This window comes from Bifidobacterium sp. WK012_4_13, from assembly GCF_041080835.1.
GTDB lineage: Bacteria > Actinomycetota > Actinomycetes > Actinomycetales > Bifidobacteriaceae > Bombiscardovia > Bombiscardovia fermentum.
In genome coordinates this window covers 57,048-82,030 of sequence record NZ_CP129683.1, presented here as the reverse complement: position 1 = coordinate 82,030, position 24,983 = coordinate 57,048, and the positions used below count along the sequence as shown (strand labels likewise).

Genomic DNA, 24,983 nt, shown 5'->3' with positions numbered 1-24,983 from the left:
TAACAGTGGCAAACATCAAGTCGCAGAAGAAGCGCGTCATCACCAACGAGAACGCACATCTTCGTAACGTATCGGTGAAAAGCGAAGTAAAGACAGCCGTTCGTGCGGCACGCGAGGCAATCAGTGCCGGAGACAAGGAAAGCGCGCAGACCGCTTATCAGGTCGCCGCACGCAGTCTCGACAGAGCTGCAGGCAAGGGCGTGATTCACAAGAATCAGGCTGCAAACCGCAAGTCCGGTCTCGCTACCGCCGTGAACGCTCTCTGAGCTGTTTATCAGCAAGTCAAGGCCCGCATCCTCTGATGAGGATGCGGGCCTTTCATATCGCAAGCCACGGTGACGCTTGCGGTTTATCGCCGCAGTCCTAAGGCTCCCGCTGAAATGTGCGGTGAGTGCACTGTCTAGTTCACTGTAGAGCGGCGCTGTGGAGCGGCACTGTGGAGTGCACTGTTAATGCACTGCTGACCACGCGGCGGACCATGTCGCGATCATGCCAGGCCTTCGCAGACACTGACGAAACGCGGAAAAGCAGTTATATCAAAAAGACCCAGCATATCGAGAGATCTGGATCCATCGACAATACCAGGGCTATTCTGGTGAATCATGAGAGTGGTTTTGCAGAGGGTTGCCTCAGCCTCGGTAAGCATCGTCGCCGAGCATGGAGAAGTTTCGGATTTCGAGCCACAGCGCATCGAAGCGGGCCTTATGCTGCTCGTGGGGGTAAGTGACGAGGATGACGACGATGCGGTCACATGGATGGCGCATAAGATATCCAAGCTACGCATTTTCGAGGACGAAGGCATGAAGATGAACCGATCCATCGAGGATGTGGGTGGCGAGATTCTTTCGATATCCCAATTCACCCTGTATGGTGACGCGAACAAAGGCAATCGTCCAAGCTTCGTCGCCGCCGGAAGACCGGAACATGCGGAACGCATATGGAACCAGCTCAACCAGGCATTGCGAAGTCAGGGGATTGCCGTACGCACTGGAAGATTCGGCGCACACATGAAGGTCAGCCTTGTCAACGATGGTCCGGTGACTCTGATCCTGGAACGCTGAGGCGTGCGGACAGCGCTGCGGCTCAGTGGATTATCGGTCGCAGTGGTGCGGAAACATCCACATTATGCTTCGAACCGATCTTCGAGGAATCGTTGATGATCTTGTCGACCACGGCTTTCTTGAGCTCGAGCTGCGAGGCATCGCCCCAGACGATCGTGTATTTGGAAGAGCCGATGACGGTGGTGATTGAATCCTGTGTCTTGGCCGTGACCTTGGTGATGGACTGTCGCATGCTTTCGGGGAGGGACGCCAGCACCTTCAACGCCTGCTTGACCGCTGAGTCAGTCAGACCATTTTTCAGCGTCTCGACTTCTATTTCGGGTATTCCCTTGACCGTCGCAGCAGTGACGGTGTTGAGAATGCGCCCCTCGCTGTCCACGGCAGTCAGCTCGCCGTCAGAGGACTTCAGCACCGCAGCCGGCTTCTCGGATTTCAAGGTTATTCGAATTCCATGCGGAAACAGCTTCTCCGCCTGAGCCGTGGTGACGCCCGGAAGTGCACCGACCTGACTTTCGATCGTCTGCGCCGAGACGAGAAGCAGGGACTTTCCTGATTGTCTCGATGCTATCGCGCTGACCTCATTGGAGGAGACCCATTGGTTGGCGCCGACTACCTGGATGCCGGAAATCTCGAAGCGAAAAACCGCAGAGAAGAACAGAAGCCAGACGACGAGCGCTACAAGCGCGGCCGTCCCGACCACGATCGACACCCGCGTCAGCGATCTGTAGAGTCCGGCCTTGCGACGTTCCTTCAGTCTCGCGGTGAAATCGACAACCTTGGGCCTAGTGAACAATCCAGCGACGGGTCTGGACCCCTCGCCTTCATACGATTCCTCGTGCAAGGACCTTGCGACGCGCTCATCTACGGATTCTGACGCGTCAAGTCCCCTGGCATCCACGAAGTCACCTGCAGACGAGCTGGCATTCGCTCCGGATCTGGTGACTCTTGGACCCTTTCGTTCTTCTTCAGCCTGCCCACCGCCGTATGATTTGGCGGTACGAACCGATCTTCCCTTGGAATCGAGATGCGGCGAATGCTCGGAGCTGACAGTCTTTCGAACCATGGTTCAGCCTTCCCACCAGTTACCGGTCAAGGGGAATTCGGGCATCGACATGCTCCGCGCCCATATGACCGACTCTCGCTTCGAGAACGTGCAGTATGACGGGAACGACCGAATTGATGTCCCCCGCACCAGCCGTGATCACGACGTCACCTGGCTCTGCCCGCATGGCAATCATCTGCGCTGCCTGGTTCATGTCTTCAACGGCACTCATTCTCGTTGACGCCTTGCCGGCTGCAGTGGCTGCAATGCCTGCAGTGGCTGCATTCACGGCGTCTACTATGCTCCACGGACCGACATCTGGATAATCCGCCTGCCTTTCCCGAGCAGGGAAGATTCCGGTGACTATCACATCGTCGGCCTTGCACAGCGCCTGCCCGAAATCGGCGGCGAAGAACTGCGTTCGGGAGAACAGATGCGGTTGGAAGATGACATGGATCGTCGCAGATGGGTATCTTCTTCGAGCCGCATCCAGCAGGGCTTCGATCTCCGTCGGATGGTGCGCATAGTCATCTATGACCGTCACTTCGTCAATCTGACCCCTGACTTGGAAACGTCGCACGGCACCGAGGAACGATGCGGCTGCGGTCGCCGCTGCATCCATGTCGATTCCGAGCAAGCCCGCGGCGATGATTGCCGCGGTGGCATTCCGGGCGTTGTGCAGTCCCGGAATCTTCAGCGCAACGCTGACCTTCCGCGCCCGTCCATCTGCCAGGCTGGGAGGGACGATGATATCGAAGCGTTCCTCGCCGCTTCCCTGATGCTCCGACTCAGACACGATGCGAACCACTGAGCCAGGGAAGCGCTCAAGGCTTGAATCGTCCTCAGTGGTGTAGACGATCGCATTCCTTGCGGTCTCACCGTCGAGCCTGTCGATGATCTCCTGTGCCCCTGCATCGTCGCCGGTGATGACCACATGGCCCTTGGCCTTGCGCGCATGGGCGATGAAGGCATTTCGATAGGCTTCGGCGGTGCCGTAATGGTCAAGATGATCTGCTTCGGCATTGGTGATGATTGCAATCTCCGGACGGTACTTCAGGAAGCTGCCATCCGATTCATCGGCCTCAGCCACGAAAACCGAACCTTCATCGGCATGTCCGCCATCCATCGGACCATCGATCCCCTGAACCGAGCCACCAATCGCATAGCTTGGAGAGCCGAGCGCCTCGACGGACCCGGCTGCGTGGATCAGAATATGGGAGAGAAGGGCGCTCGTCGTCGTCTTCCCGTGGGCCCCTGCTACGGTAACCGCTCTTTTCCTCGACATCAGCAGTCCGAGGACATCACTTCGATGGACCAGATGCAGATGCCGGCGGAATGCCTCGACGATCTCAGGATTGTCGGGCTTTATTGCGCTCGACCACACCACGGTATGCGATTGTCCGAGGTTTTCCGCCTGCTGCCCGATATGCACGGGAATTCCCATGGATTCCAGATGTCTGGTCTTCGCGCTCTCCTGGACATCGGAACCGCTGACGGCAACACCCTCCTGGTGCAGCATCTCTGCAAGCACGCTCATGCCCGCACCGCCGATGCCTATGAAGAACGTGCGGCCAAGCTCATTGAACGCGGCGTCAGCACGCGTGGATGAATCCGGCGCCTGGGAAGATCCAAGTCCAAAGGCATCCAAAGTCGGATCCAGGTGAACCGCCTGCCCTTGGACTGGCTGCCCGCTGTCCTGCGCTGTCTTGGAATCACTCATTCTTTCAATCACCACTCCATGCATCGATTCATCTATCACGAATACCGGCTCCTCGATCGTTCCGCATCAACCATTATTGCCGTTGGGCACAACAAAATACCCCGACATCGACGACCGGAGCAAGGTCTGGACGACGATCGGGAAGAAAATGAGGGATTCCTGAAACGTTGAGCCTCACGCAAATGATTCTACGCGTACGGCCATGGTCTCGGCAGCGTCACGAGTCCCATAGGCCCATGCGGCCTTTCCCATGTCCTGCAGATCCCGATGATTCTGCAGAAGAGGAATCACATGCTGGGTTATCCATGATGGCGTAAACACGTCATCTTCGACCAGGATGCCTCCGTGCGCATCGACGACCGGCTGCGCGTTGAAGCGCTGCTCACCGTTGCCTATGGGCAGAGGCACATAGATGGCAGGAATTCCAAGGGCGGTCAGCTCGCTGACCGTTCCCGCCCCAGACCTGCAAATCACAAGATCCGCGCATGCAAAAGCCAGATCGATCCGTTCCAGGTATTCGACGATATGATAGTCGCCCTGGCCTGTTTTCCCGATCCCCAAGCTATTGACGGCCGTCTTCCCGACTTCCGATTCGACTATCGACCGAACCTCACTGCCCTTGCCCTTGCCGGTCAGATGAATGACCTGAACGTATTTGAGCAGTTCCGGCGCGGATTTCGCGACGGATTGGTTCAGGCTCACGGCACCGAGCGAACCACCGGTCACCAGGATCAGCGGACGTGACGTATCGATGCCAAGAGCCGATGACGCCTCGATGCGGGCAAGCTTTGCATTGTCCTCGATACGATTCGCCAATTCCGAAATCGTGGGCCTCAACGGCAGCCCGACGCGCTCGATCGATGCCCCCTTGCGAGCCTGCAAGCCAGTATTCTCGTACACGGTACCAATGAAGTCAGCCCAACGCGCACCAAGCTTGTTGGCCATGCCTGCCTTGGCATTCTGCTCATGAATCACTATCGGAATATGCATCAGATGCGCGGCTCGATACACAGGTGCCGAAGCATAGCCTCCAAAGCCGACGACCACCTGGGCACGACGCTCCCGCAGAATCCGCTTGACCTTGCGCACCTCTCGCATCCATCTGAAGGGGAAGCTGAACAGTGCCAGGTTCAGGGACCGAGGAAAGGGAACCTTCTCGATGGTGTCAAGGTCGAAACCCGCCTGCGGAACAAGTTCATGCTCAAGACCCGCAGCCGTTCCAATCACGCTGATCTGATCGTGAGGATTGCGTTGCCTGAGTGCCCTGGCAACGCTCAACAGCGGATTGACGTGTCCCGCAGTGCCCCCTCCAGCAAGAACGACCCGGATTTTCTCTTCTTCTGTTCCCATATCCCTGAGCATATCCCCTATTCAGTCCATTCAGTGCCGACATTCAGATAACTTTTGGTTTTTCTGTCAAAATCTCTATGAGGCATGCGGCTGACTCATCGCTCATGCCTCTGATAGACCGAACGGACTCATTCTTCCCCTGTGACTCTCTTCGCAAGCCCTGATCAGGGCTTGGACTGCGCGGAACTAATCTCCGGCAGGCTCTTCATCATACTCATTGCAACGCCGGAAGCGCAAAGACACATGATCAATGCCGTGCCTCCCGCAGAAACGAATGGAAGTGGCAGGCCCATGACAGGCAGCAGCCCGAGGACCACGCAGATGTTGATCAGCCCCTGGCTTACGATCCAAGTCGCGATGCAGACCAGCACGAGCCTGGTGAACGAATCGTGAGATTGCAATGCGACCCGCATGAGACACCAGCCCATGATGATGAAGGTCAGCACGACGAGCGAAGTGCCTATGAAGCCGAGCTCCTCACCTATGACAGCAAAGATGAAATCGTTGTGGGCCTCGGGAAGATAGTTCCACTTTTCCCTTGAGTTGCCAAGTCCGACACCTGTCAGACCACCTGAGGCCATCGCATACATGCTGTGGATCGACTGATAGCAGACGCCCTGGGAGCTTTCGGCATTGCATGGAAGATACGCGGCAAGGATTCGATTCATGCGATTTGTAGAACCGAATACGAACACGAACACTATGCCGACCGCTGCAAGGGCGCTCATCGAGAAAAGCAGCCACATCGAGAAGCCGCCGACAAGGAAGGCGACGAAGCCTATGATGATGAGGATCATGGCAGTTCCGAGATCCTTGCCGATCAGGACGAAGCCGACGGATGCGGCGAACATGACGATCGGAATCCAGTACGCCTGCAGGAGGCCGACGGTCTTGGCGCGCCTGCCTGCGACGCTCAATGCCAGGGGAAGCCATATGCACAATGCCAGCTTCAGGGCCTCCGCCGGCTGAAGGGTGAGTGAGCCTATGCCGATCCATCCAGTATTTCCGTTGACGTTCCTTCCCAGGGGCGTCAATGTCAGAAGCTGGAGAAACATTGCTCCGAGCAGCAGGAAGAAGGAGGCGCGCCTGTACCATTCAGCCTTGATATGGGCGGCGACCGCGGTGACTATGAGACCGAATATTCCATAGATCGTCTGGTTGGCCGCCTGTGCCCAAGGCGACTTTCCGGCCGCGACCATGCTGACAGAGGAACTTGAGAACACCATGATGAAGCCGAAGACAGTCAGTGCGACCACGCATGTAACGAATCCGTTGTAGCACCACACCGGGTTGAAGATATTGCGCCATCCCGAGTAGTCGACACGATTCACGGATTCGGAGGCATCATCGGCATCGCCCAGCCTCCGGTAGCGATCGTGGGCATTGCCGTCTGTGGAACGGAGGTCTGACGCCGATGCGCCGGTCCCCTTCACTGATTTCCTGCCGGATCTAGTTATTCTGGGCATGTTCCAGAACCCAACGCGATGCCTGCTTCCTGAACTGGTCTCCCCTGTCTGCGTATGAGACGAACTGATCCATCGAAGCGCACGCCGGAGCCATCAGAACGACGTCGCCGGCAGCCGCGTATGAGCCGCAGGCATCCACTGCGCGGCGCATGACGCTTTCGTTGTCCTCAGGATCGATCAGCGTCGTAGGAATCTGCGGCGCCGAAGAGGCGAATGCCTCCTGGAAGGCCCGCTGATCCTTGCCTATGATAACCGCGGCCTTGATCTTCGTCTTCTGATCTCTGACAAGCCCTTCGAACTGAGCACCCTTCGCCAGTCCCCCAGCGACCCATACGACGCTGCGATCGGCAAAGCTTGAGAGCGACGCGGCAGCCGCATGCGCATTCGTTGCCTTCGAATCGTCGACGAAGCGAATGCTGCCATCGGTGAGCTGCGCAGTCGCAACCGTCTGAATTCGGTGACCTCCCGGAGTGAAATTCCTCAATGCGGCGATTGCATCCTGCACCGCAACGCCGAATCCGAGTGCAAGAGCCAAGGCGCAGAGCGAATCCGCAACCAGATGCGGATAGACAGTGCCATCAGGCTCGCACATGTGTCTGAACTCGCTGACCTTCGCGACTCTGACTGGGGACTCCGTGCCATTGACCACACCGCTCGAGTCCACGATCCAACCGTCCTCGACCCCTATCTGACCTCTGACGGGAGGCTTGAGGGTGAATCCGACCTTTCTGCATCCCGGAGCGGGATGTGCCGCTTCGGCCAGCTCAGTGACCCTGCTGTCATCGGCGTTATAGACCAAGGTTTTCGTCACGCCACGATACACCTTCGCCTTATCTGCGGCATAGCGCGCAAATCCACCGTGCCAGTCCAAATGGTCGTCGGCAAGATTCGTGATCGCAGCGCAGGTCAGTCTCAGCGAACTGGTGAAATGAAGCTGGAACGAACTCAGCTCGACGCATAGGGCCTGATTGGATGGGTCGACCGCGGCAAGGGAAACGGCCTTGCCGATATTGCCTACCGCAGGAGCGACGAAGCCTGAATCACTCAGCATCGCGGAGGTCATCTCAGTGGTCGACGTTTTTCCGTTGGTCCCGGTAATGCCAATCCATGGTGCGGGCTCTCCCGTCGCGACCGAAGGCACCCTGAGCCGCCATGCGAGCTCGACCTCGCTCACGACGGGAATGGAACGTCGCTGAGCCTCGAGGATGAACGGGGTGCGAGGGTTGAATACCGGCGAGGTAACCACAAGGTCAATCGAATCCCAGGGAATGTCTTCGAAACCATGCAGATCCGCCTCGGCCTTGTGCTCATCGACCGTGATCACCCTATGTGCGCGGCCAGCCAGCACGGCACACGAACTTTTTCCCGAGATCCCCAGTCCTGCAACCAAAACCGTTGCATTGTCAACAACCATGATGTCAGCTCCACCCCTTCATTGCCTCAAGTATTCGCATGTATGTCCGTCAGCGGTGAATCATCCGACGAGACCGGATCTCGCAACCCAGTCTCCATAGAAGACGACCATGCCAATGAGCACAAACATGAACTCGACCATCCAGAATCTCACCACGACCTTAGACTCCGGCCATCCCATCAGTTCGAAATGATGGTGGATGGGCGCCATCTTGAACACGCGTTTATGTGTCATCTTGAAGTACCCCACCTGAATCACATCGGACATTGCCTCGATGACGAACAGGCCTCCCATGATTATCGCGAGGAATTCAGTATGCGTGGATATGGAGAGCGCTGCGAACAATCCACCAAGCGCCAAGGATCCGGTATCGCCCATGAATATCGTCGCAGGCTTGGTGTTGTACCAGAGGAATCCAAAGCATGCAGTGGCGGCGCACACCGCAATGATGGAAAGATCGAGCGGATCGGAAACGGCGTAGGTGAAGCCTAGATGCGCACCCCCCTTGATGTGGTAGCTCTCCCAGAACGCTATGATGGCATATCCCACGAAGGCGATCATGGAGCTGCCGGAAGCAAGTCCGTCCAAGCCGTCGTTGAGATTCACCGCATTGGTCCAGGCAGCCATCAGGAAGTTGACCCAGACCACGAAGATTATGATGGCGACGAAGCGGCCTGCGAAGTCGAAGCTGAAGAACGGCTTCTCGATGAACGCCATGCCTGCCTGTGCGCTGGGATATCCGGACTTCGTAGGCACGATCAGCGAAAGCACTGCATAGATGGTGGCGAAAATGAACTGTCCAAGGAATTTTGCCCGGACGGAAAGACCCAGATTCTGCTTTTTCCTTACCTTTGCGAAGTCATCGATGAATCCGAGGAAGCCCATCGAGACCATCGCAAACAATACAAGAATCGCCGACCAGGAGGGAGCCGTGTGATAGAAGATGAAACGATACGTCGCCGATGCCACCCATCCCAGAACGATCGCGAGATTGATGATCACGCCGCCCATGGTTGGGGTTCCACGCTTCACCAGATGCGATTTCGGGCCATCCTGACGGATGTATTGACCGTAATGCAGACGATGCACGAGATTGATAAGCAGAGGTGTGCCTATGACCGTCACCGCCAGAGAAACCACAATTCCAATAATGAGTGAAATCACTTGAGAACCCCGTTCATTGCTTCGTTTGTTCCATCGTACGATATCCCCCGATATCTTTGCGATCGCAGATGGTCCATATTGAGGTGACATGCCTTCGCAGCGCGATAGGGAACCATCATGACTCACGATCCGTCTGCGACGATGCCCACCGGTCCGCGAGTGCGCTCAGTCCAGAGGCATGCGAGCCCTTGAGCAGGACGACCGTGTGCGGATGATGGGAAGATGCCTCTGCGACCATGGCTTCGGCTTCATCAATGTCGTGAGCGAATCGGCTCTCGATTGCGTGGGCGGAGACATCGTTCGATGCCGTCGTCCCACTTGCCGCATCGGCGCCCGCGACGATGTCCCTCGCAAGGGAATCGAGCTCGTCGTTACCTCCGACGGCTATCAACTGGTCGATTCCGAGTCTTGAGCAGAGTGCACCCATGTCTGCGTGCAAGCGTCTCTCATCCGCGCCCAGTTCAAGCATCGCACCGAGCACTGCCACGCGGAATGGGCGTGAATCCTGATGAGCCCCCCACTCTGCCAGGCTCCGAACCCCCGCAGTGACCGAATTCGGGTTGGCATTGAACGAATCATCTATGAGGGTGAAGGCGAATCCACTTTCGGCAATGTTGGATACGGCCATGCGATGAGGGCTGATGTGCCGCTGCTTTCGAAGAACGTCGGCAATCTCGGTCAACGGCAGGCCGAGCTCATGGGCGACGGCCGAGGCGGCAAGGGCATTCATCACATTGTGCGAGCCACGAATTCCAAGAGTCACCTGCTGAGTCTGCTCGTCACCTGGCTGGGAATCACCCTCCGCGTTGGTAGTGGCATACGCAGTGGCATGCGCATCGGCACGCACATGCATCAGGAAGGTGGGGTGATCCATCGAATCGACATTCAGGTCTGTGGCATACATGTTCATGCAGGAACCGTCTGGAAGATGATCCCCGTGCTCGCCGAACCAGAGGATCTTTCCTGGGGAATATCTTCTCATGGCACTCACCCGAGGATCATCGGCATTGAGCACCGAGATTCCACCGGGAAGCAGATTGCGAATGATCTCGCTCTTTGCAATCGCTATGTTGTCGACAGATCCGAATTCACCGAGATGAGCCACGCCTACGATAAGCGCGATCGAAATGTCCGGCGGAGCTATGGCTGTCAGATAGTCGATGTCGCCTATGTGGGAAGCGCCCATCTCCGCGGTGAAGAAGCGGGTGGATGCGTGAACCTTCAGCGCTGTCAATGGCAGACCGATCTCATTGTTGAACGAGCCGACCGGAGATACCGTCCTTCCAAGACGTGTGAGCAGCGAATGCAGCAGATCCTTGGTCGTCGTCTTTCCGACAGATCCCGTGATTCCGATGATCGTGAATGGTTCAGGCAACTCCCGACGGCGATCGATGTTATGCCGTGCCAGGACTCCAAGCGCCTTTACCGAATCGCCCACGACTATCTGGGGAATGTCGGAGCCGGGCACCGTATGCTCGACCAGCGCCGCGACGGCACCATTTCCGGCGGCTACGGCGACAAAGTCATGCCCATCCACCCGAGCGCCGGGAATCGCAACGAACAAGGAACCGGGCTTCGCCTCCCTGGAATCGGTCGTCACGCTCGTCACAACTGCGGCATCATGCAAACCGTCACCATGCGGATCGACAGCACCTGAAACGACATTGCCTGAAACCGCATCCGCGATCTCGCCGATATCCATCGGCATCATTTCAGGCTCGACGGCGTTGGAAGATTCGACATCGCTCCCATTCACCGTCACCACACCTTCCTTAGATGTCGAATCTCCCTCAGGCAATCCTTCTGTGTCTCCCATTTCGTAACCCCGCTCGTTCAATGTTCTCCTCAAGATAGCTCTTTGGAAACGCGCAAGGCGCTTTTGATGTTGTTTTTCCTCACGCCTGCGGCCATCGTCATCGATATGCTCAGCGACAGCTGCCTCTGGGAATCACCGTCTTCGCTGATGCCGGCCTGTCTCGACAATGAATCGGACTCCTCTGTTCTCGCAGCGACCTTGGTGTCTTTCCTGAGGTTCAGTCCATATGTCTTGCATATCTGCTTTAGCCTGCGGCTCTCCGCCTGACGCATCTGATTCCTGCTGGCAGCAAGAGCCTCGAACTTCCGTTTCTCCTCATGCTCACGGCGCTTTTCATGATGCAGTTCGTCGACCGGAATCGCGACCGTCTGAGTGAAATCCGCCTGAGCCGCGGACTTGATCCTGGATTGCATGTCGGCCTTTCTGGCGGCTTCATCGGTTGCCTCCCGCGCCCTCCTGGAGATTTCATCGACCGCCGACTTCGAAGACGCCAGGCTGACGACGTCGACCTTCACGGCTTGCAGCGCATCTGGCTTCAAGGTCTGGGGATTGACTGCAACGATGACCGCTGCAGCGCCGTCTTCCAGGCACACCGACATCAGCCGTTCCATGTCGAACATGCTCACTGGATAGTCGACATCGAGGGGGCGGTCCAGGGAATATGACCCCGCTGCGCTGACGACTCCGACGGGATTGCCCAGCGTATGAAGGAATTCGGCCAATTTCTTGACATATCTCGCACTGTCGTCCTCTGCGATGGTGAACACGGCCAACGACTCCGAAGGCTCGCCTGCAACATCCGATGCCAGCTGCCCAAGCTGTTCGGCATCCAGGCCACCGATCAGGACTGGAATCTGGGTGCTCCCGGCCAATGATTGCTGCTCTTGCGAAAGCACGACCGCATACGCTCCCCGTGCTTCCGCCTCTGCTATGTCCGAGGCAGCCACCGTGCCCCGGGAAGGAACGAACAATGCACCTGGACGCACGGACTGGGCGTCGTCTGCCAGGGAGGTGACGGTCACTGGCTCGCAGAACCTTGGACGTATCGCGAGACCATAATGATTGCCAAGGTATCCCAAAGTCATTCTCTGCGACATGGTCTCACCTAAAGAACTCATCGTTCTGCCTCTCTTCTTGCAGATGACCGGCATCTGCGGTGCCCGGCCAGCTGACGGCATCGCCACGCATCGGCCAGGCTTCGCAGAAAGTCACCAAGTCACTGGAATAGCACCTGTACGCGGCGTGGAAGTGGGAACTTCGTATTTCTGCATAAGGAATTCACCAATATTCGCAAAGATCGGACCGGCGGTCAAACCTCCATATGTTCCTTCCGGATTCTTCAGAACCACGGTCACCACGTACTTTGGATTATCCGCGGGCAGCACGCCGACCCAGTCAGCGACGATGCCAGTCAATGAACCATCCGATCCAGCGACCTCGGCCGTTCCTGTCTTGGCAGCGACACGATAGCCGGAAACGCCTGCGACGCTCTGGTAGCCCTCTGCAACCGATTCCATGGCGTTCATCATCTGCGACGCGACGGAGGAATCGATCACCCTGGTCGACTGGGATGTCTGCGTGGAGACCTCCTTGCCGTTCTCATCCTTGACGTTTGCAATTATGGATTGCTGATTCTTCACACCCTTGTTCGCTATGGTCGCGGCGACGTTGCTCACCTGCAGCACATTGGTCGCATACCCCTGTCCGAAGAGCACAGTGTTCTGCGTGCGCTTGTCCCAGCTGGTGTCCTTTGAAAGCAATCCGTCGGATTCACCAGGCAGGCCGATGCCCGACGACTGTCCGATCCCGAATTTGGTGAGATATGAATATCTCTGCGCGAGGGAATACTTCGAAGAGGCCATGATGACGCCAACGTTCGAGGAGTGCTGCAATATGCCCGCAAGCGTCCACTTTTCGGTTCCATGGGTCTCTGAGTCGTGATACGTCTGACCATTCACATCGATGCTGTAGGGGACGCTGAATTTATTGCTCATGGACTGCTGCTTCTCCTGAAGCAGTCCCGAAAGCGTGATCAGCTTGCCTACAGAGCCTGGTTCGAACGTTTCCGTCACCGCATGGGAAGGATTGAGCTTTGCGGAAGAGCTTCCGGCCTCCTCTGATTCCGTGTCGGCAAGTGCGAGGATCTTCCCTGTGGAGACCTCCTGGACCGAAGCCACAGCCCAGTCTGCCTTGTACTTTTCCTTGCCCGCCTCGAGTGCCTGTTCGACGTACCATTGCACATCGCGGTCGATCGTGAGCTGGACGTTGTCTCCGTCGACGGCAGCGACGGACTCCGTCTGGGTGCCGGGAATCTGCTGCCCGTCATTTCCACGCTGATACTTGGTGTATCCGTTCGTTCCAGTGAGGAGCTTGTTCTCCATCTGCTCGATGCCCGCGACGCCTGTTCCAGCATCGTCGACGCCTCCAAGAAGCGATCCCATCAAGGTCCCGTTCGGATAAACCCGGTCCGATGTGAGCTCGGTCGAGATGACGCCGCTGAGATTCAATTTGTCGATGCTGCGCTTGACGGTCGGCACCACATCCTTCTTGATGACCACATATTGACTGGTGCCGGTAAGCATCGCGCCGAGCTCCATCGCGTTCATGCCGAGAACCGGTGCGAGAAGCTTGGCGACCGCTGCCGGACCTGTCGTCCCCACCGGCTTGCCATCTATGCTCTGGCAATTATCCTCGGTGGCCTTGGTGCACGTGGTCGGTTCGAATGTGGAGGCTGCCTTGGGATCGCCGATGATCGTGTAGCGTTCAACGCTCTGAGCCAGAACGATGCCGTTGGAATCGGTGATCTCCCCGCGTTGCGCGCTGAGCGTGGTGCTTACCGTACGGCTCGCCGTAGCGGCCTCGGCAGTCGTCTTTCCTGCGATCAGCTGTACATAGGTCAGCTTGGCGACAGCCCCGGACGCGATTATCGCAAGGAGCGCCGCGACGCAGACCGTTCGCTTCATGAACTCCGAAGCATTCTTCCACCAGATGGTCAAGGGCATCTTCATTGTTTGTCTCCCGAACTCGTTGAAGCCTTGTAACCTTGCAAATCAATCGAAATCGAGCTTTGCTGAGGCACCATGCCCATCTTCTCGGCCTTCTCCGGCAAGGATGCCTGCAGGCTGTCGAGCGTGCTTCGGTCGTCCTCGATGTCCTGCGTCAACCGACTGATGGACTGCTGCTCACGTGTGGCCTCGAACGAATTCTCCATCATCTGGGTTCTCAGCATCAGCGAGCCAATCAGGCTTGCACCGAGCACCGAAAAGGCGATCATGAAATGGAACATCGGAGTCCTGCGCGTCCGCGTCCAATGAATGAGCTGCTGGGCGCGCTCGGAAAGGGTGTGCTGGCTGACCCGTCGATTGGTGAGCAGCTGCAATTCCGGTCTCGTTTCCTGCTGCTTCGAATCCGGGCGGCGCTTGTCACGTCGCGCACCGGACTGTATGCGTCTTGCTGCTGCTGGCATGCTATCCCCTTCCCTTTCTGTCCTCTTCGTATTGCCTTAAGGTCTGTTCTGGAATCCTGCGAATCAACTCGACCGCTCTCAGCCTGACTGAGGCAGACCTTGGATTGTCGGCAATCTGAGCTTCATCCGCCATGACCGCGCCATGGGTCAGATCCTTGAAGTAAGGCTGCGCCTCCTTCGGGATTATCGGCAGTCCTGGCGGGACGTTCACCCGTGTCCCTGCAGTCATGAACCTCTTGACCGTGCGATCTTCGAGCGAATGGTAGGATTCGACGACGATTCGTCCGTGAAGCTTAAGATGCGCCGCAATCTGGGGCAGTGTCTGGGACAGCTTCTCCAATTCCCCGTTCACCTCGATGCGCAATGCCTGGAACACGCGCTTGGCTGGATTGCCTGCCGGTCGATGGGCCTTGGGAACGGTTGCGTCCACCAGCTCGTTCAGATCCTTCGACGTACGCAGTGGCGCGGATTCACGCGAGTCGACGATGGCCCTCGCTATCGGTCGGCTGAAGCGTTCCTCGCCGTATTCCCTGAAGATCGTCGTCAGCCTCTGCATGGAATAGCTCGAGAGAATGTCCGCGGCCGTGAGGGTCTGCCCGGTATCCATGCGCATGTCGAGTGGAGCGTCATGTGCGTAGGAGAAGCCGCGCTCCGTTTCGTCGATCTGCAGACTGGACAGCCCAAGATCCATGAATGCGGCATCGATTTCCTTGATTCCTTCGCCACCGAGAACATCTTCGAGTTCATCGAATGCGGCATGCACGGGAGTGAATCTGTCTGACAGACCCTCTCGCCTCATCCGTTCGCCTGCAAGCCGCAGTGCCTCCTCATCCCTGTCGATGCCGATGAGATGTGCCTGAGGGGCTGACCTGAGCACAGCGATCGCATGACCCGCCAAGCCAAGCGTGCAGTCTACGACCACCGCGTTCGCATGATCCAGAGCCGGAGAAACGAGACGCACGCATTCATCAAGGAGAACCGGCTGATGTATGGAATTCAAGTCTGTCATCAGAAATCAACCTCCGGCAGCACGTCATCGGCGATGTCTGAATACCCCTGCTCCTTGCTTTCAAGGTAGCTTTGCCACGAAGCGCTGTCCCACAGCTCCGCACGCGTGCCGACTCCGATGACGACGACATCGGTATCCAACCGCGCATATGATCTGAGCATCTGTGGGACAAGAACGCGTCCCTGCCTGTCTGGCACTTCGTCGACCGCGCCGGAGAGAAACACGCGAAGATAGTCACGGGCAGCCTTGTTCCCCATCGATGTGCGCTGGATCTGCACCGCCACACGCCGGAACTCGCTTTGGGGAAGAAGATAGACGCAGCGTTCCTGACCTCGTGCCATCACCAGACCGTCACCGAATTGCGAGCGCAGCTTGGCTGGAAGTGCCATGCGGCCCTTGTCGTCGATCTTCGGCGTGTAGGTGCCCAGCAACAGTGCTGGCATCGCAAACCCATCATCATCCGAGATGCGATTGGAGGAAAGTGGGGAATCATGCGACGTCGATGAGCGCCGGGCACGTCCACCTTCGTTCAATGGGTTTTGCGGCGCGGAATCAGGCTGCTCACGCGGAGCGAAGTCGTCCGTCATGTCGCACCCCCATCCCGTGCATCGTGCAGAAATCGTTTCTGTTTCCCCACTTTACCCCATAACACTCCACTTTTCCCCACTTGCACTCAAATATTCCTCCATGTCCTCCTTTCTGTGGGGAAGGTAACAATCGAGGGGTCAGCGACCATGGAAGCGACGTTCCATGGAAACGAGCCCGAACAAGACCGGAGGCCCGGCAGAGCGAAACCGGGGTTGCGCGGTTTGGGGATGAGCAACGCCGCCGTTCAAAGCAAGGCAGCAATGACAAGGCTGTGAGATATATTGGATTGCCCAGTTTGTAAGAGGAATGGATACGAATGTCGCAATACTCTTCTCAATTACAGGATGAACAGCGCGCAACCGATCGCGCCTATGCACGGTTGGATTCCCTGCGGAGTCAGATACGGTCGCGCCTTGACAAGGTGCGTGCGGCAGGATCGCATGGATCTCCCACGCAGCGCACGGAACGCGACTCGTTTGCAACCTTGTACGAGGACCGGCTCGCACAGCTGCGTTCAGTCGAAGACAGACTCGTCTTCGGTCGATTGGACAGCGCCAAGGGCGACCATCGCTATGTCGGCCGAATAGGACTGTCAAGCGAGGACCATGAGCCAATTCTCACCGATTGGCGCGCCGACGCCGCTCGGCCATTCTATGAGGCCACTCCCTCCAACCATGGAGATATCGTGATGCGCCGACACATCACGCTGAGCTTTCGCGACGTCGTGGCCATCGAGGATGAGATTCTTGACATGGACTCGCCGACGGTGAATGTCGCTTCGAAATCTGGCACCCTTACCGGCGAGGGAGCGTTGCTTGCTTCGCTGAGCTCTCGGCGGACAGGAAAGATGACCGACATCGTAGCCACGATCCAGGCAGAGCAAGACAGGATCATTCGCTCCGACATGGCTCATGCCGTTGTGGTGCAGGGAGGACCCGGAACAGGCAAGACTGCGGTTGCCCTGCATCGCGCCGCATATTTGCTCTATACGCATCGTCGCACGCTGCAGCGCTCCGGCGTGCTGATCGTCGGACCGAGCTCGGCATTCCTCCATTACATCGATCAGGTGCTGCCATCCCTTGGCGAGACGGGAGTGATCAGTCGCACCATCGGCGACCTGATTCCTGGGATCGTGGCAACGGCGCAGGAATCTCCACGCGCCGCTGCGCTGAAGGGAGACATTCGGATGAGGCATGCGATAGCCAATGCCGTCGCCGCACGAGTGCGAATACCACCGAAGCTTCCCAAGATCCATGTGAACGGCATTGTCGTGCCGCTCCTTGCATCGGACATTCAGCAGGCGCAGGAAGACGCGCTGCGCACGCATCAACCTCATAACAAGGCGAGGAAAAGCTTCGTCAGGGCGATGATGCATTCACTCACCAACCGTTACGCCGAACAACTCGACTATGCTCCTGAGCAATCGGAACTATCGCATGCGACTTCCGTCTTCCGAATGAACGATGACGTGCGCAAGACGCTGAATCTGGCTTGGCTGCCGATGAACGCAGTCTGGCTGATATCCGATATGTGGGCAAAGCCCCAGCATCTGCGGCGCTTCGCCCCTTGGCTGAGCGAAGACCAGATTCGCATGCTCACCCGCGCGAAGGGGTCCGCATTCACCGCTTCGGACATACCGCTTCTTGATGAGGCGATGGATGTCCTAGGGCCCGATCCCAAGGCTGACGGGGGCTCCCCTGCACAGGCCGCCCAGCGTGCCCGAGATGAGCAGATTGCGTCCGAGACGCTGGGACAGGCCGGAATCGGCAATGGCATCGTCACATCCCAGATGCTGGTCGATCAGATGACGGCCGATGACGATGAGACCATGGTGCAGCGTGCAGCATCGGATCGAGAGTGGACCTATGGTCATATTGTCGTTGACGAAGCCCAGGAACTCACAGCCATGGACTGGCGCATGCTGGTTCGCAGATGCCCTTCGCGCTCATTCACCATCGTGGGTGACATCGCGCAGACTTCGGCACTGGGTGGTTCAAGATCCTGGCAGAAAACGATGAACCCGCTCTTTGGCGAACGCAATTGGACGCTCAACGAGCTCACCATCAACTATAGGAACCCGAAGGAAGTGTCCGAGCTCTCATCCGGTTTCGCAAGGCAGGAAGGGCTCTACATCTCAACGGTCAACGCAGTGCGCGCAATTCCAGATTCGGTGCAGAGGATCGCGGTTCCAGACAGATCAAGTCTGGGCACGCGCATTCTCGAAGCATTGGACGGGCTGATGCCGGAATTCGTCTCCTCTGACGGCAGCGGTCGAATCGCCATCATTGCCGACGGCAGCATGGTCAAAGACCTCACAGACCTTCTGGATGCCTATATCGCCACAAGAATCAGCGACGACGATCGTTCCCGTCTGCAGTCTCAGCATTCGTGGGACAGACAGATCAACGTGTACACCACCGACGAGGTCAAGGGTCTCGAATTCGATGCCGTCGTCCTCGTCGAACCAGGTCTGATGGAAAACGGAGCGCCTTCAAGGATCGTTGCCGCTTCCGACCTGTACGTTTCAATGACTCGTCCGACGCAGAGACTTGTCATCATTCGAACACAACAAGATACTGACGACCTCCCACTATAAGGTATGTGATATGCCTACAGCTCTGTTACTTGAAAACATTCATCCGTTTGCAGCCGAATCCTTGCGCAATCATGGATTCGAGGTTCTCACGCAATCCGGCGCGCTCGATGAGAAGGATCTGATCGCAGCATTGGACGGCGTCGACGTTCTGGGAATCCGCTCGAAGACCAATGTCACGAGGCGTGTTCTCGACGCCAGACCCAATCTGACTTCGATTGGCTGCTTCTGCATCGGAACCAACCAGGTCGACCTCGGATATGCCGGGACTCAGGGCATCGGCGTCTTCAATGCGCCGTATTCGAACACACGCTCCGTCGTCGAACTGGTCATCAGTGACATCATCAGCCTGATGAGAAGAATTCCGGCCCACTCGCATCGCATGCGCGACGGCGTGTGGGACAAGTCTGCAGCAGGATCCCACGAAGTCCGAGGGAAGACACTGGGAATCATAGGCTATGGAAACATAGGCGCCCAGCTTTCCGTATTGGCAGAGGCCCTGGGGATGCGCGTCGTGTTCTATGACCTTGACGAGAAGCTGGCACTTGGCAATGCCCACAGGGCAGGAAGTCTGGAAGAGCTTCTGCTGCAATCGGATGCGGTGACGCTCCATGTCGACGGGAGAAAGTCGAACACTGGTTTCTTTGGCGAGGATCAGTTCTCCCATATGAAGCAGGGCGCCATCTTCATCAATATCTCTCGCGGATTCGTTGCGGATCTGGATGCCTTGAAACGTCATCTGGAGTCCGGACACCTTTCGGGAGCGGCGATCGACGTCTTCCCAAGTGAGCCACGCAGGAGCGGTGACTCATTCGAGTCCTCGCTCAACACTGAGGACAACATCATTCTGACGCCACACATCGGTGGCTCCACACTGGAAGCTCAGGAATCCATAGGCCACTTTGTCTCCCAGCGACTCCTGGACTACTGGGAGAAGGGTTCCACAACGCTGTCCGTCAACTTGCCAGAACTGACGCTCGGACCCATTTCAGGAGTTGTCCGCATAGCACACCTCCACAAGAACCTTCCGGGAGTGCTCGCACAGGTAAATCGCATACTCGGAGAGGAGAACATCAACGTGAACGCACAATCCCTCGCCACCGAAGACGAATTGGGCTATGTCGTCACCGATGTCTCCAGCATGCCAAGCAAGGCCGCATTCGAATCATTGCAGAATCTTTATGGCAGGGTTCGCATGAGAACGCTGAAATAGTCCCTGGGATTGCGCCGCTTCAATTGGTGCTTTCCAGGAACTTGATTTTTTCCTGCCATATGATCTCTTCCAGCCATCGATCATGGCGACGCAGGATCAGTGACGGAAGCATCAGGCGATTTCCGTATCATGCCTTTCCGAACGGTCTTCGCTTCGCAGGTCATCGATGGCATGCTCGAAGTCCGCAAGACCATCGAAGTTCTGATACACACTCGCGAACCGCAGATACGCCACTTCATCAAGCTTGCGAAGCGGCTTGAGGATCGCCTTGCCCACCTCGTCAGAATTGACCTGCGCGGCTCCACTGGCACGTAGGTCCTCTTCGACCTTCTGCCCAAGGGCCTTCAGATCATCTTCATTGATGGGCCTACCCTGGCATGCCTTACGCACACCGGAGATGACCTTGTCCCTGTTGAATGCCTCGGAATTACCGGAACGCTTGACCACCATGAGGCTGGCGGTTTCGACTGTGGTGAATCTTCTCCCGCATTTTGGACATTCGCGCCGACGACGAATCGCAAAACCGTCATCGCTGATTCGCGTATCGACTACTTTTGTTTCGGAATTCTGGCAAAAAGGACAATGCATAGATACAAGAGTAACCCACAGCTCGAATAATCATCACTGTGAATGAAATTCTATGGTGAAGATGTCTCTATGGTGAAGATGTCATAGAACCGAGTAGTTCCGACGGATTGCTTCATATGGCATCATGCCAATCCAGCCATCGCAGCGCAGACCAAACACTGTCGTGAAGAGTCAGGCAATGTAGTGAAGAGTCAGGCAAGGTCGTGAAAGGTCAAGCAAGCTCAATAAGTCCGACCGCGCCGTTGCACACGCCTTTCGATCGGCCGACCTCCTATCAAGAGCATCCCTGTATCACGAACATCACTGAATCAAGAACATCACTGTATCAATAACAACACTGTGGCGTTGAGTACCTGCTCACTGGATTCACGATAACGATCCCCCTAATGTGATGCTCCCCTAATGTGCTGCTCTGCATGATGGGCATCATGCGTTTGCAGAGCCCGCATATACCAGGGAGTGGTTCAAGAAGCTGAGATCGCTTCGTGTGTCGCTGCATTTTCGCTTCGTTCCATACTTATCGCTTCGTTCTAGCCTTCAGCATCCTGCTGCGGAACGATAATCCTCTGACCAACCTGCAGATTGGTGGAATGCAATTTGTTCAGCCTGACAAGTCTGTCGATGGTTTCATTGACGTTGCCACCTGCCGGGGTGATGTCAGAGGCATAGGACCACATCGTTTCACCCGGTCGAACCGTGTAGCTTGTAACCTGCTGAGGAAGGGTCGAGGACTGTGCCTGACGAACGCCGACAGTCAATCCTGCAAAGCACATCAATGCTGCGAGCAACCCTGTCACAATCTTTCCTCGGAGAGTCAGCCTCATGCGGGTGCGACCTGCAGCAGCGCGCGCATCGCTTCGAAATCTCGGACCGTTTCCAGATGCTTGGCTCAATACGTGGCTCGATGCATTGCTCGATCCATACCTGGACACGTATCTGGATCCATTGGAGGATGGGAGAAGTTCTCCTGATTGCATAGTCATGGACATCTTGACTCCTTCGAACATTTGTTCTATCGAACGTATGTTCTCATTGTGGCATACGACAGGGATTTTTCCAAGCACTATTTCGAACATATGTTTGATTTCACAGAATTGACACGGTAGACTCGGGAGTGTCAATCGAAAGGAGCCCCTTGTGAGCACCATCCCGTTCCGTCCGCAAACCAACGAAGCGGTGTCCAAGAAGAACTTCGCGACGCGCGCTGCGAACGAAGCGGGCTCGATGCCAGAGATGCCGACGCATGGCACAGTGGTCGAGAAGACAGTGTCCGAGAACAAAGCTGTCGAAAACAAGGCCGAACATGGCACAGTAGACGAGAGCATGCTTTCGAAGCGGCAGCGAATGGTGCTGCAGGCAATCCGCAAGCATGTGAGCGAGCATGGCTTCGCTCCATCATTCAGAGAGATAGGCGATGCCGCAGGGCTGAAAAGCACTTCCTCCGTGAAACACCAGCTAGGAGCACTTGAGGAAAGAGGCCTCATCCGAATCAGCGCGAACAAGGGTCGCGCAATCGAACTTGTCGAGTCGCCAAGCCACGACATCGATGAAGCCAATCGCCGATCCAGCGATGGTGCTCTCCGCGGTGGCAAATCGGATGATTCTCAATACGGCAGGTTTGTTCAGACGCGCCACGCTTCACAGATGGGTTCGGGCAACAGCGAGTCATCAGCCAGCACCAAGTCATCAGCCAACACCGAATCACCCGAATTCCCTCGAACAGCAACGATCTTTCCCTTCCCCTCGATGGAATCCGAAAGCTCTTCCATAGCCGAATCCCGCGATGTCCCACTCGTAGGCCGCATCGCCGCAGGCGCCCCGATAACCGCGGAGCAGCATGTCGACGATGTGATGCGTCTGCCGCAACGCCTTACCGGCAACGGAAATCTGTTCATGCTCGAAGTCCATGGAGACTCGATGATCGATGCCGCAATATGCGATGGTGACTTTGTCGTGGTTCGAGAACAGAGCACCGCGCAGACGGGCGAGATCGTCGCTGCGCTTCTTGATGATGAGGCCACGGTCAAGACCTTCCGTCAGGATCATGGACACGTCTGGCTGATGCCCCACAACCCTGCCTATTCACCCATCGATGGCACGCATGCCAGAATCATGGGCATTGTGGTCACCGTATTGCGTAAGGTATGAGGCTTCCTCTTCCTTCGTCTCTTCCTTTATCTCCGGCCACAAATAGTCTGGCCACAATTATTCCTGCCTCGATTATTTTCTATCTCGATTCTTTCCTATCTCAATGGCAACGTAGGAACCGTGACGCAGACGGCACTCCCCTCCGACGACAGATGACATGCGGCAGATGACAGATGACAGACGACAGACCCATGCTCACATGGAATCAGGCAATAGAAACGATCCGCACTCAGACGTGAATCTGCATCGTCGCCTCATATCGCTGCTCGTAGCCTTCAGGCTCGATCTGGAAGGTGGTGTGGTCGATGCTCACTGGAAAGTGAGTTCTTAGGCAGACTTGCATGCTTCGGAGTATCTCGGCTCGCTGACCATCGCTAAGGTCGCCATGCACCACGACGTGGGCACTCAGCTGTGTCATGCCGGTGGCAACCGTGCTGGCATGCAAATCATGAACCGCCACGACGCCGGGCACACGGTCAAGATGATCGCGGACCGCCTTCAGATCCAGCCCTCGTGGCGTCTCCTCAAGAAGAACCTTGAGACTTTTCGTAATCAGTCGAAGCGCGCGTGGAATCATGAGCAAGGCGATGACGCCACCGGCGAGCGCATCGGCGTCCGTCCATCCAGTGAAGATCACGACGAGCGCTGCAACGATGACGCCAACCGATCCCAATGCATCGTTCGTCACCTCGAGAAAGGCTGCGCGCATGTTCAGATTATCGTTGTGTGACGATTGCAGGATAAACAGCGACGCGATGTTCGCGAGCAGACCGATCACGCCGAACACCAGCATCAGATCTATATCGCGCACTTCGGCTGTCTGGACTCCGATCAGGCGCAAAGCCGATTCCACGAGTGCATATATGCCGACGAGGAGCAATACGGTGGACCCTGCAGCGGCAGTGATCACTTCAAGACGGGCCCAGCCCCAGGTCTTGTTTTCGGTTGGACGCCGACGCATCAATGCGGCGGTTATGGTGGATGCTATCAGTACGGACACGTCGGTCAGCATATGGCCGACGTCAACGAGCAGGGCAAGGCTGCCGGTAAGTACAACGCCAACGAATTCTGCAATGAATACGGTGAAGGTCAGACCGAGGGTAAGGCTCAACGTTCGCTGATGCTGTCTGGCCTGTCTTTCATCTGTCCGCTCACGTGCCGATTCCATGCCACTCCAATCCCTGGACTGCCCACGATACAGGCTTGGTTGGCCATTTACCAGCCCAATCGTTGTCATATGGCGAGTCTGACGGCGCTTCTCCATAGGTCACGAAGGACCAAGATCATCGGAGCTCCTGCGCGCAACAATGAAAGTGGGGACTCCCCCTAGAGGGAATCCCCACCATCGCCTTGGCGAAAGGAATCAGAAGCCAAACTTGCTGGCCGTTTCCTTCAGTGTCTCGGCAGAACGCGTCAGTGCTGCAAGCTCGCCGTCGCTGAGTGGCGTGTTGATCTGGGTGTTCACACCGGAACGGTTGAGAACGCTCGGAACCGACATGCACACGTCGGAGATTCCGTGGAAGTCCTTCAGCCAGGAGCTCACGGGAAGGATGCGGTTGGTGTCATGCATGATGGACTCGATGATGTCAACGCCCGACATCGCAATCGCGTAGTTGGTAGCGCCCTTGCCCTCGATGATCTTGTAGGCGGCGTTCTTCACCTCCTGATGGATGCTCTCGCGAGTCTTCTCATCAAGCGGAGCGTGCCCGTCAAGTGCCTTCCAGTCACACATGGGGACTCCACCGATGGTTGCCGATGACCACAGAGGAACTTCGGAATCACCATGTTCGCCGGCGATGTATGCATGCACGTTCTTGACATTCACGCCTGTCTGCTGAGCGATGAGGAAACGCAGACGTGCGGAATCCAGGTTCGTTCCCGAGCCGAACATCTGATCTGCTGGAAGTCCTGAAAGCTTCATGGAAACGTGGGTCACGACATCCACAGGGTTGGTGATGAGCATGAAGATGGCATTGGGAGCGACCTTCACCAGGTTCGGGATTATCGCCTTCATGATGTTGATGGTCGCACCGGCCAGATCGAGTCTGGACTGGCCTGGCTTCTGACGGGCACCTGCGGTGATGACAATCACATCCGCATCGCGGCAGATCTCAGGATCGTCGGAGCCATCGATGGAAACGGTTGGATAGAAGCTTGAACCGTGTTGCATATCGAGGACCTCTGCCTCAACGCGCTTGGCATTGATATCCTCCAAAACGATTTGTCGCGCGACTCCCCTTTGCGCGGCAGCAAACGCCAAGGTCGAACCAACCGCTCCTGCGCCAACAATAGCTAATTTGGTTGTCCTAAAACGTGAATCCGCCATATATGAACCTCTCTAGAAT

The 24,983-nt window shown here is 56.7% G+C and carries 21 protein-coding genes; 5 read left to right on the top strand and 16 right to left on the bottom strand.

The window, feature by feature from the left end; translation table 11 throughout:
• Positions 1 to 5 precede the first annotated feature (5 nt).
• Positions 6 to 266 (top strand): 30S ribosomal protein S20, encoded by a 261-nt coding sequence (gene rpsT, locus QN062_RS00325; protein WP_094693493.1) that lies wholly within the window; start codon positions 6 to 8, stop codon positions 264 to 266.
• Positions 267 to 602: 336 nt separating this feature from the next.
• The gene (gene dtd / locus QN062_RS00320) at positions 603 to 1,061 is read left to right on the top strand and encodes a D-aminoacyl-tRNA deacylase (RefSeq protein ID WP_369341665.1); all 459 of its coding nucleotides are present in this window, start codon (positions 603 to 605) and stop codon (positions 1,059 to 1,061) included.
• A 22-nt stretch (positions 1,062 to 1,083) separates the two neighbouring features.
• On the opposite strand, the gene QN062_RS00315 is transcribed toward dtd, so the two are convergent.
• The 12 genes from QN062_RS00315 to mraZ form a co-directional block, all read right to left on the bottom strand.
• On the bottom strand, positions 1,084 to 2,124 hold the full coding sequence (locus QN062_RS00315) for a cell division protein FtsQ/DivIB (RefSeq protein WP_369341664.1): 1,041 nt from the start codon (positions 2,122 to 2,124) through the stop codon (positions 1,084 to 1,086).
• Between the two features lie 19 nt (positions 2,125 to 2,143).
• Positions 2,144 to 3,823 (bottom strand): UDP-N-acetylmuramate--L-alanine ligase, encoded by a 1,680-nt coding sequence (gene murC / locus QN062_RS00310; protein ID WP_369341663.1) that lies wholly within the window; start codon positions 3,821 to 3,823, stop codon positions 2,144 to 2,146.
• A gap of 174 nt (positions 3,824 to 3,997) precedes the next feature.
• Positions 3,998 to 5,173 carry an undecaprenyldiphospho-muramoylpentapeptide beta-N-acetylglucosaminyltransferase gene (gene murG, locus QN062_RS00305; RefSeq protein WP_369341662.1) on the bottom strand — a complete coding sequence of 392 codons (1,176 nt, stop codon included), beginning with the start codon at positions 5,171 to 5,173 and terminating at the stop codon, positions 3,998 to 4,000.
• 164 nt (positions 5,174 to 5,337) lie between these two features.
• Positions 5,338 to 6,639 (bottom strand): FtsW/RodA/SpoVE family cell cycle protein, encoded by a 1,302-nt coding sequence (locus tag QN062_RS00300; protein ID WP_369341661.1) that lies wholly within the window; start codon positions 6,637 to 6,639, stop codon positions 5,338 to 5,340.
• The gene (murD, locus tag QN062_RS00295; protein WP_369341660.1) at positions 6,623 to 8,053 is read right to left on the bottom strand and encodes a UDP-N-acetylmuramoyl-L-alanine--D-glutamate ligase; all 1,431 of its coding nucleotides are present in this window, start codon (positions 8,051 to 8,053) and stop codon (positions 6,623 to 6,625) included. Before murD ends, QN062_RS00300 begins: the two co-directional genes overlap by 17 nt.
• Positions 8,054 to 8,113: 60 nt before the next feature.
• Positions 8,114 to 9,217, bottom strand: a complete 1,104-nt coding sequence (gene mraY, locus QN062_RS00290) for a phospho-N-acetylmuramoyl-pentapeptide-transferase (protein ID WP_369341659.1) — start codon at positions 9,215 to 9,217, stop codon at positions 8,114 to 8,116.
• 115 nt (positions 9,218 to 9,332) lie between these two features.
• Positions 9,333 to 10,928 carry a UDP-N-acetylmuramoyl-tripeptide--D-alanyl-D-alanine ligase gene (gene murF, locus QN062_RS00285; protein WP_369342609.1) on the bottom strand — a complete coding sequence of 532 codons (1,596 nt, stop codon included), beginning with the start codon at positions 10,926 to 10,928 and terminating at the stop codon, positions 9,333 to 9,335.
• 134 nt (positions 10,929 to 11,062) lie between these two features.
• Complete coding sequence (locus tag QN062_RS00280) at positions 11,063 to 12,151, bottom strand: UDP-N-acetylmuramyl peptide synthase (RefSeq protein ID WP_369341658.1); 1,089 nt, start codon at positions 12,149 to 12,151, stop codon at positions 11,063 to 11,065.
• 90 nt (positions 12,152 to 12,241) lie between these two features.
• Entirely contained in the window at positions 12,242 to 14,041 is a 1,800-nt protein-coding gene (locus tag QN062_RS00275) for a peptidoglycan D,D-transpeptidase FtsI family protein (RefSeq protein WP_369341657.1), read from the bottom strand.
• Positions 14,038 to 14,499 carry a hypothetical protein gene (locus tag QN062_RS00270; RefSeq protein WP_369341656.1) on the bottom strand — a complete coding sequence of 154 codons (462 nt, stop codon included), beginning with the start codon at positions 14,497 to 14,499 and terminating at the stop codon, positions 14,038 to 14,040. Before QN062_RS00270 ends, QN062_RS00275 begins: the two co-directional genes overlap by 4 nt.
• 1 nt (position 14,500) lies before the next feature.
• Positions 14,501 to 15,508 carry a 16S rRNA (cytosine(1402)-N(4))-methyltransferase RsmH gene (gene rsmH, locus QN062_RS00265; RefSeq protein ID WP_369341655.1) on the bottom strand — a complete coding sequence of 336 codons (1,008 nt, stop codon included), beginning with the start codon at positions 15,506 to 15,508 and terminating at the stop codon, positions 14,501 to 14,503.
• Positions 15,508 to 15,951 carry a division/cell wall cluster transcriptional repressor MraZ gene (mraZ, locus tag QN062_RS00260; protein ID WP_369342608.1) on the bottom strand — a complete coding sequence of 148 codons (444 nt, stop codon included), beginning with the start codon at positions 15,949 to 15,951 and terminating at the stop codon, positions 15,508 to 15,510. The genes rsmH and mraZ overlap by 1 nt, the downstream gene beginning before the upstream one ends.
• A 461-nt stretch (positions 15,952 to 16,412) precedes the next feature.
• On the opposite strand from mraZ, the gene QN062_RS00255 reads away from it, so the two are divergent.
• Together QN062_RS00255 and serA are read left to right on the top strand one after the other, a co-directional pair.
• Positions 16,413 to 18,692 (top strand): 3'-5' exonuclease, encoded by a 2,280-nt coding sequence (locus QN062_RS00255; RefSeq protein ID WP_369341654.1) that lies wholly within the window; start codon positions 16,413 to 16,415, stop codon positions 18,690 to 18,692.
• 10 nt (positions 18,693 to 18,702) lie between these two features.
• Positions 18,703 to 19,902 (top strand): phosphoglycerate dehydrogenase, encoded by a 1,200-nt coding sequence (gene serA, locus QN062_RS00250; RefSeq protein WP_369341653.1) that lies wholly within the window; start codon positions 18,703 to 18,705, stop codon positions 19,900 to 19,902.
• A gap of 111 nt (positions 19,903 to 20,013) precedes the next feature.
• Here serA and nrdR read toward each other — a convergent pair whose 3' ends face one another.
• Together nrdR and QN062_RS00240 are read right to left on the bottom strand one after the other, a co-directional pair.
• Entirely contained in the window at positions 20,014 to 20,490 is a 477-nt protein-coding gene (gene nrdR, locus QN062_RS00245) for a transcriptional regulator NrdR (RefSeq protein ID WP_369341652.1), read from the bottom strand.
• Between the two features lie 530 nt (positions 20,491 to 21,020).
• Positions 21,021 to 21,287: a LysM peptidoglycan-binding domain-containing protein gene (locus QN062_RS00240; RefSeq protein ID WP_369341651.1), complete on the bottom strand. Its 267-nt coding sequence runs from the start codon at positions 21,285 to 21,287 to the stop codon at positions 21,021 to 21,023.
• Between the two features lie 526 nt (positions 21,288 to 21,813).
• Between QN062_RS00240 and lexA the strand changes: the two genes are divergently transcribed.
• On the top strand, positions 21,814 to 22,638 hold the full coding sequence (gene lexA, locus QN062_RS00235; RefSeq protein WP_369342607.1) for a transcriptional repressor LexA: 825 nt from the start codon (positions 21,814 to 21,816) through the stop codon (positions 22,636 to 22,638).
• A gap of 229 nt (positions 22,639 to 22,867) precedes the next feature.
• Here the strand turns inward: lexA and QN062_RS00230 are convergent, their stop codons facing one another.
• Complete coding sequence (locus QN062_RS00230; RefSeq protein ID WP_369341650.1) at positions 22,868 to 23,806, bottom strand: cation diffusion facilitator family transporter; 939 nt, start codon at positions 23,804 to 23,806, stop codon at positions 22,868 to 22,870.
• 195 nt (positions 23,807 to 24,001) lie between these two features.
• Positions 24,002 to 24,964 carry an L-lactate dehydrogenase gene (locus QN062_RS00225; RefSeq protein WP_369341649.1) on the bottom strand — a complete coding sequence of 321 codons (963 nt, stop codon included), beginning with the start codon at positions 24,962 to 24,964 and terminating at the stop codon, positions 24,002 to 24,004.
• Between the last annotated feature and the right edge of the window lie 19 nt (positions 24,965 to 24,983).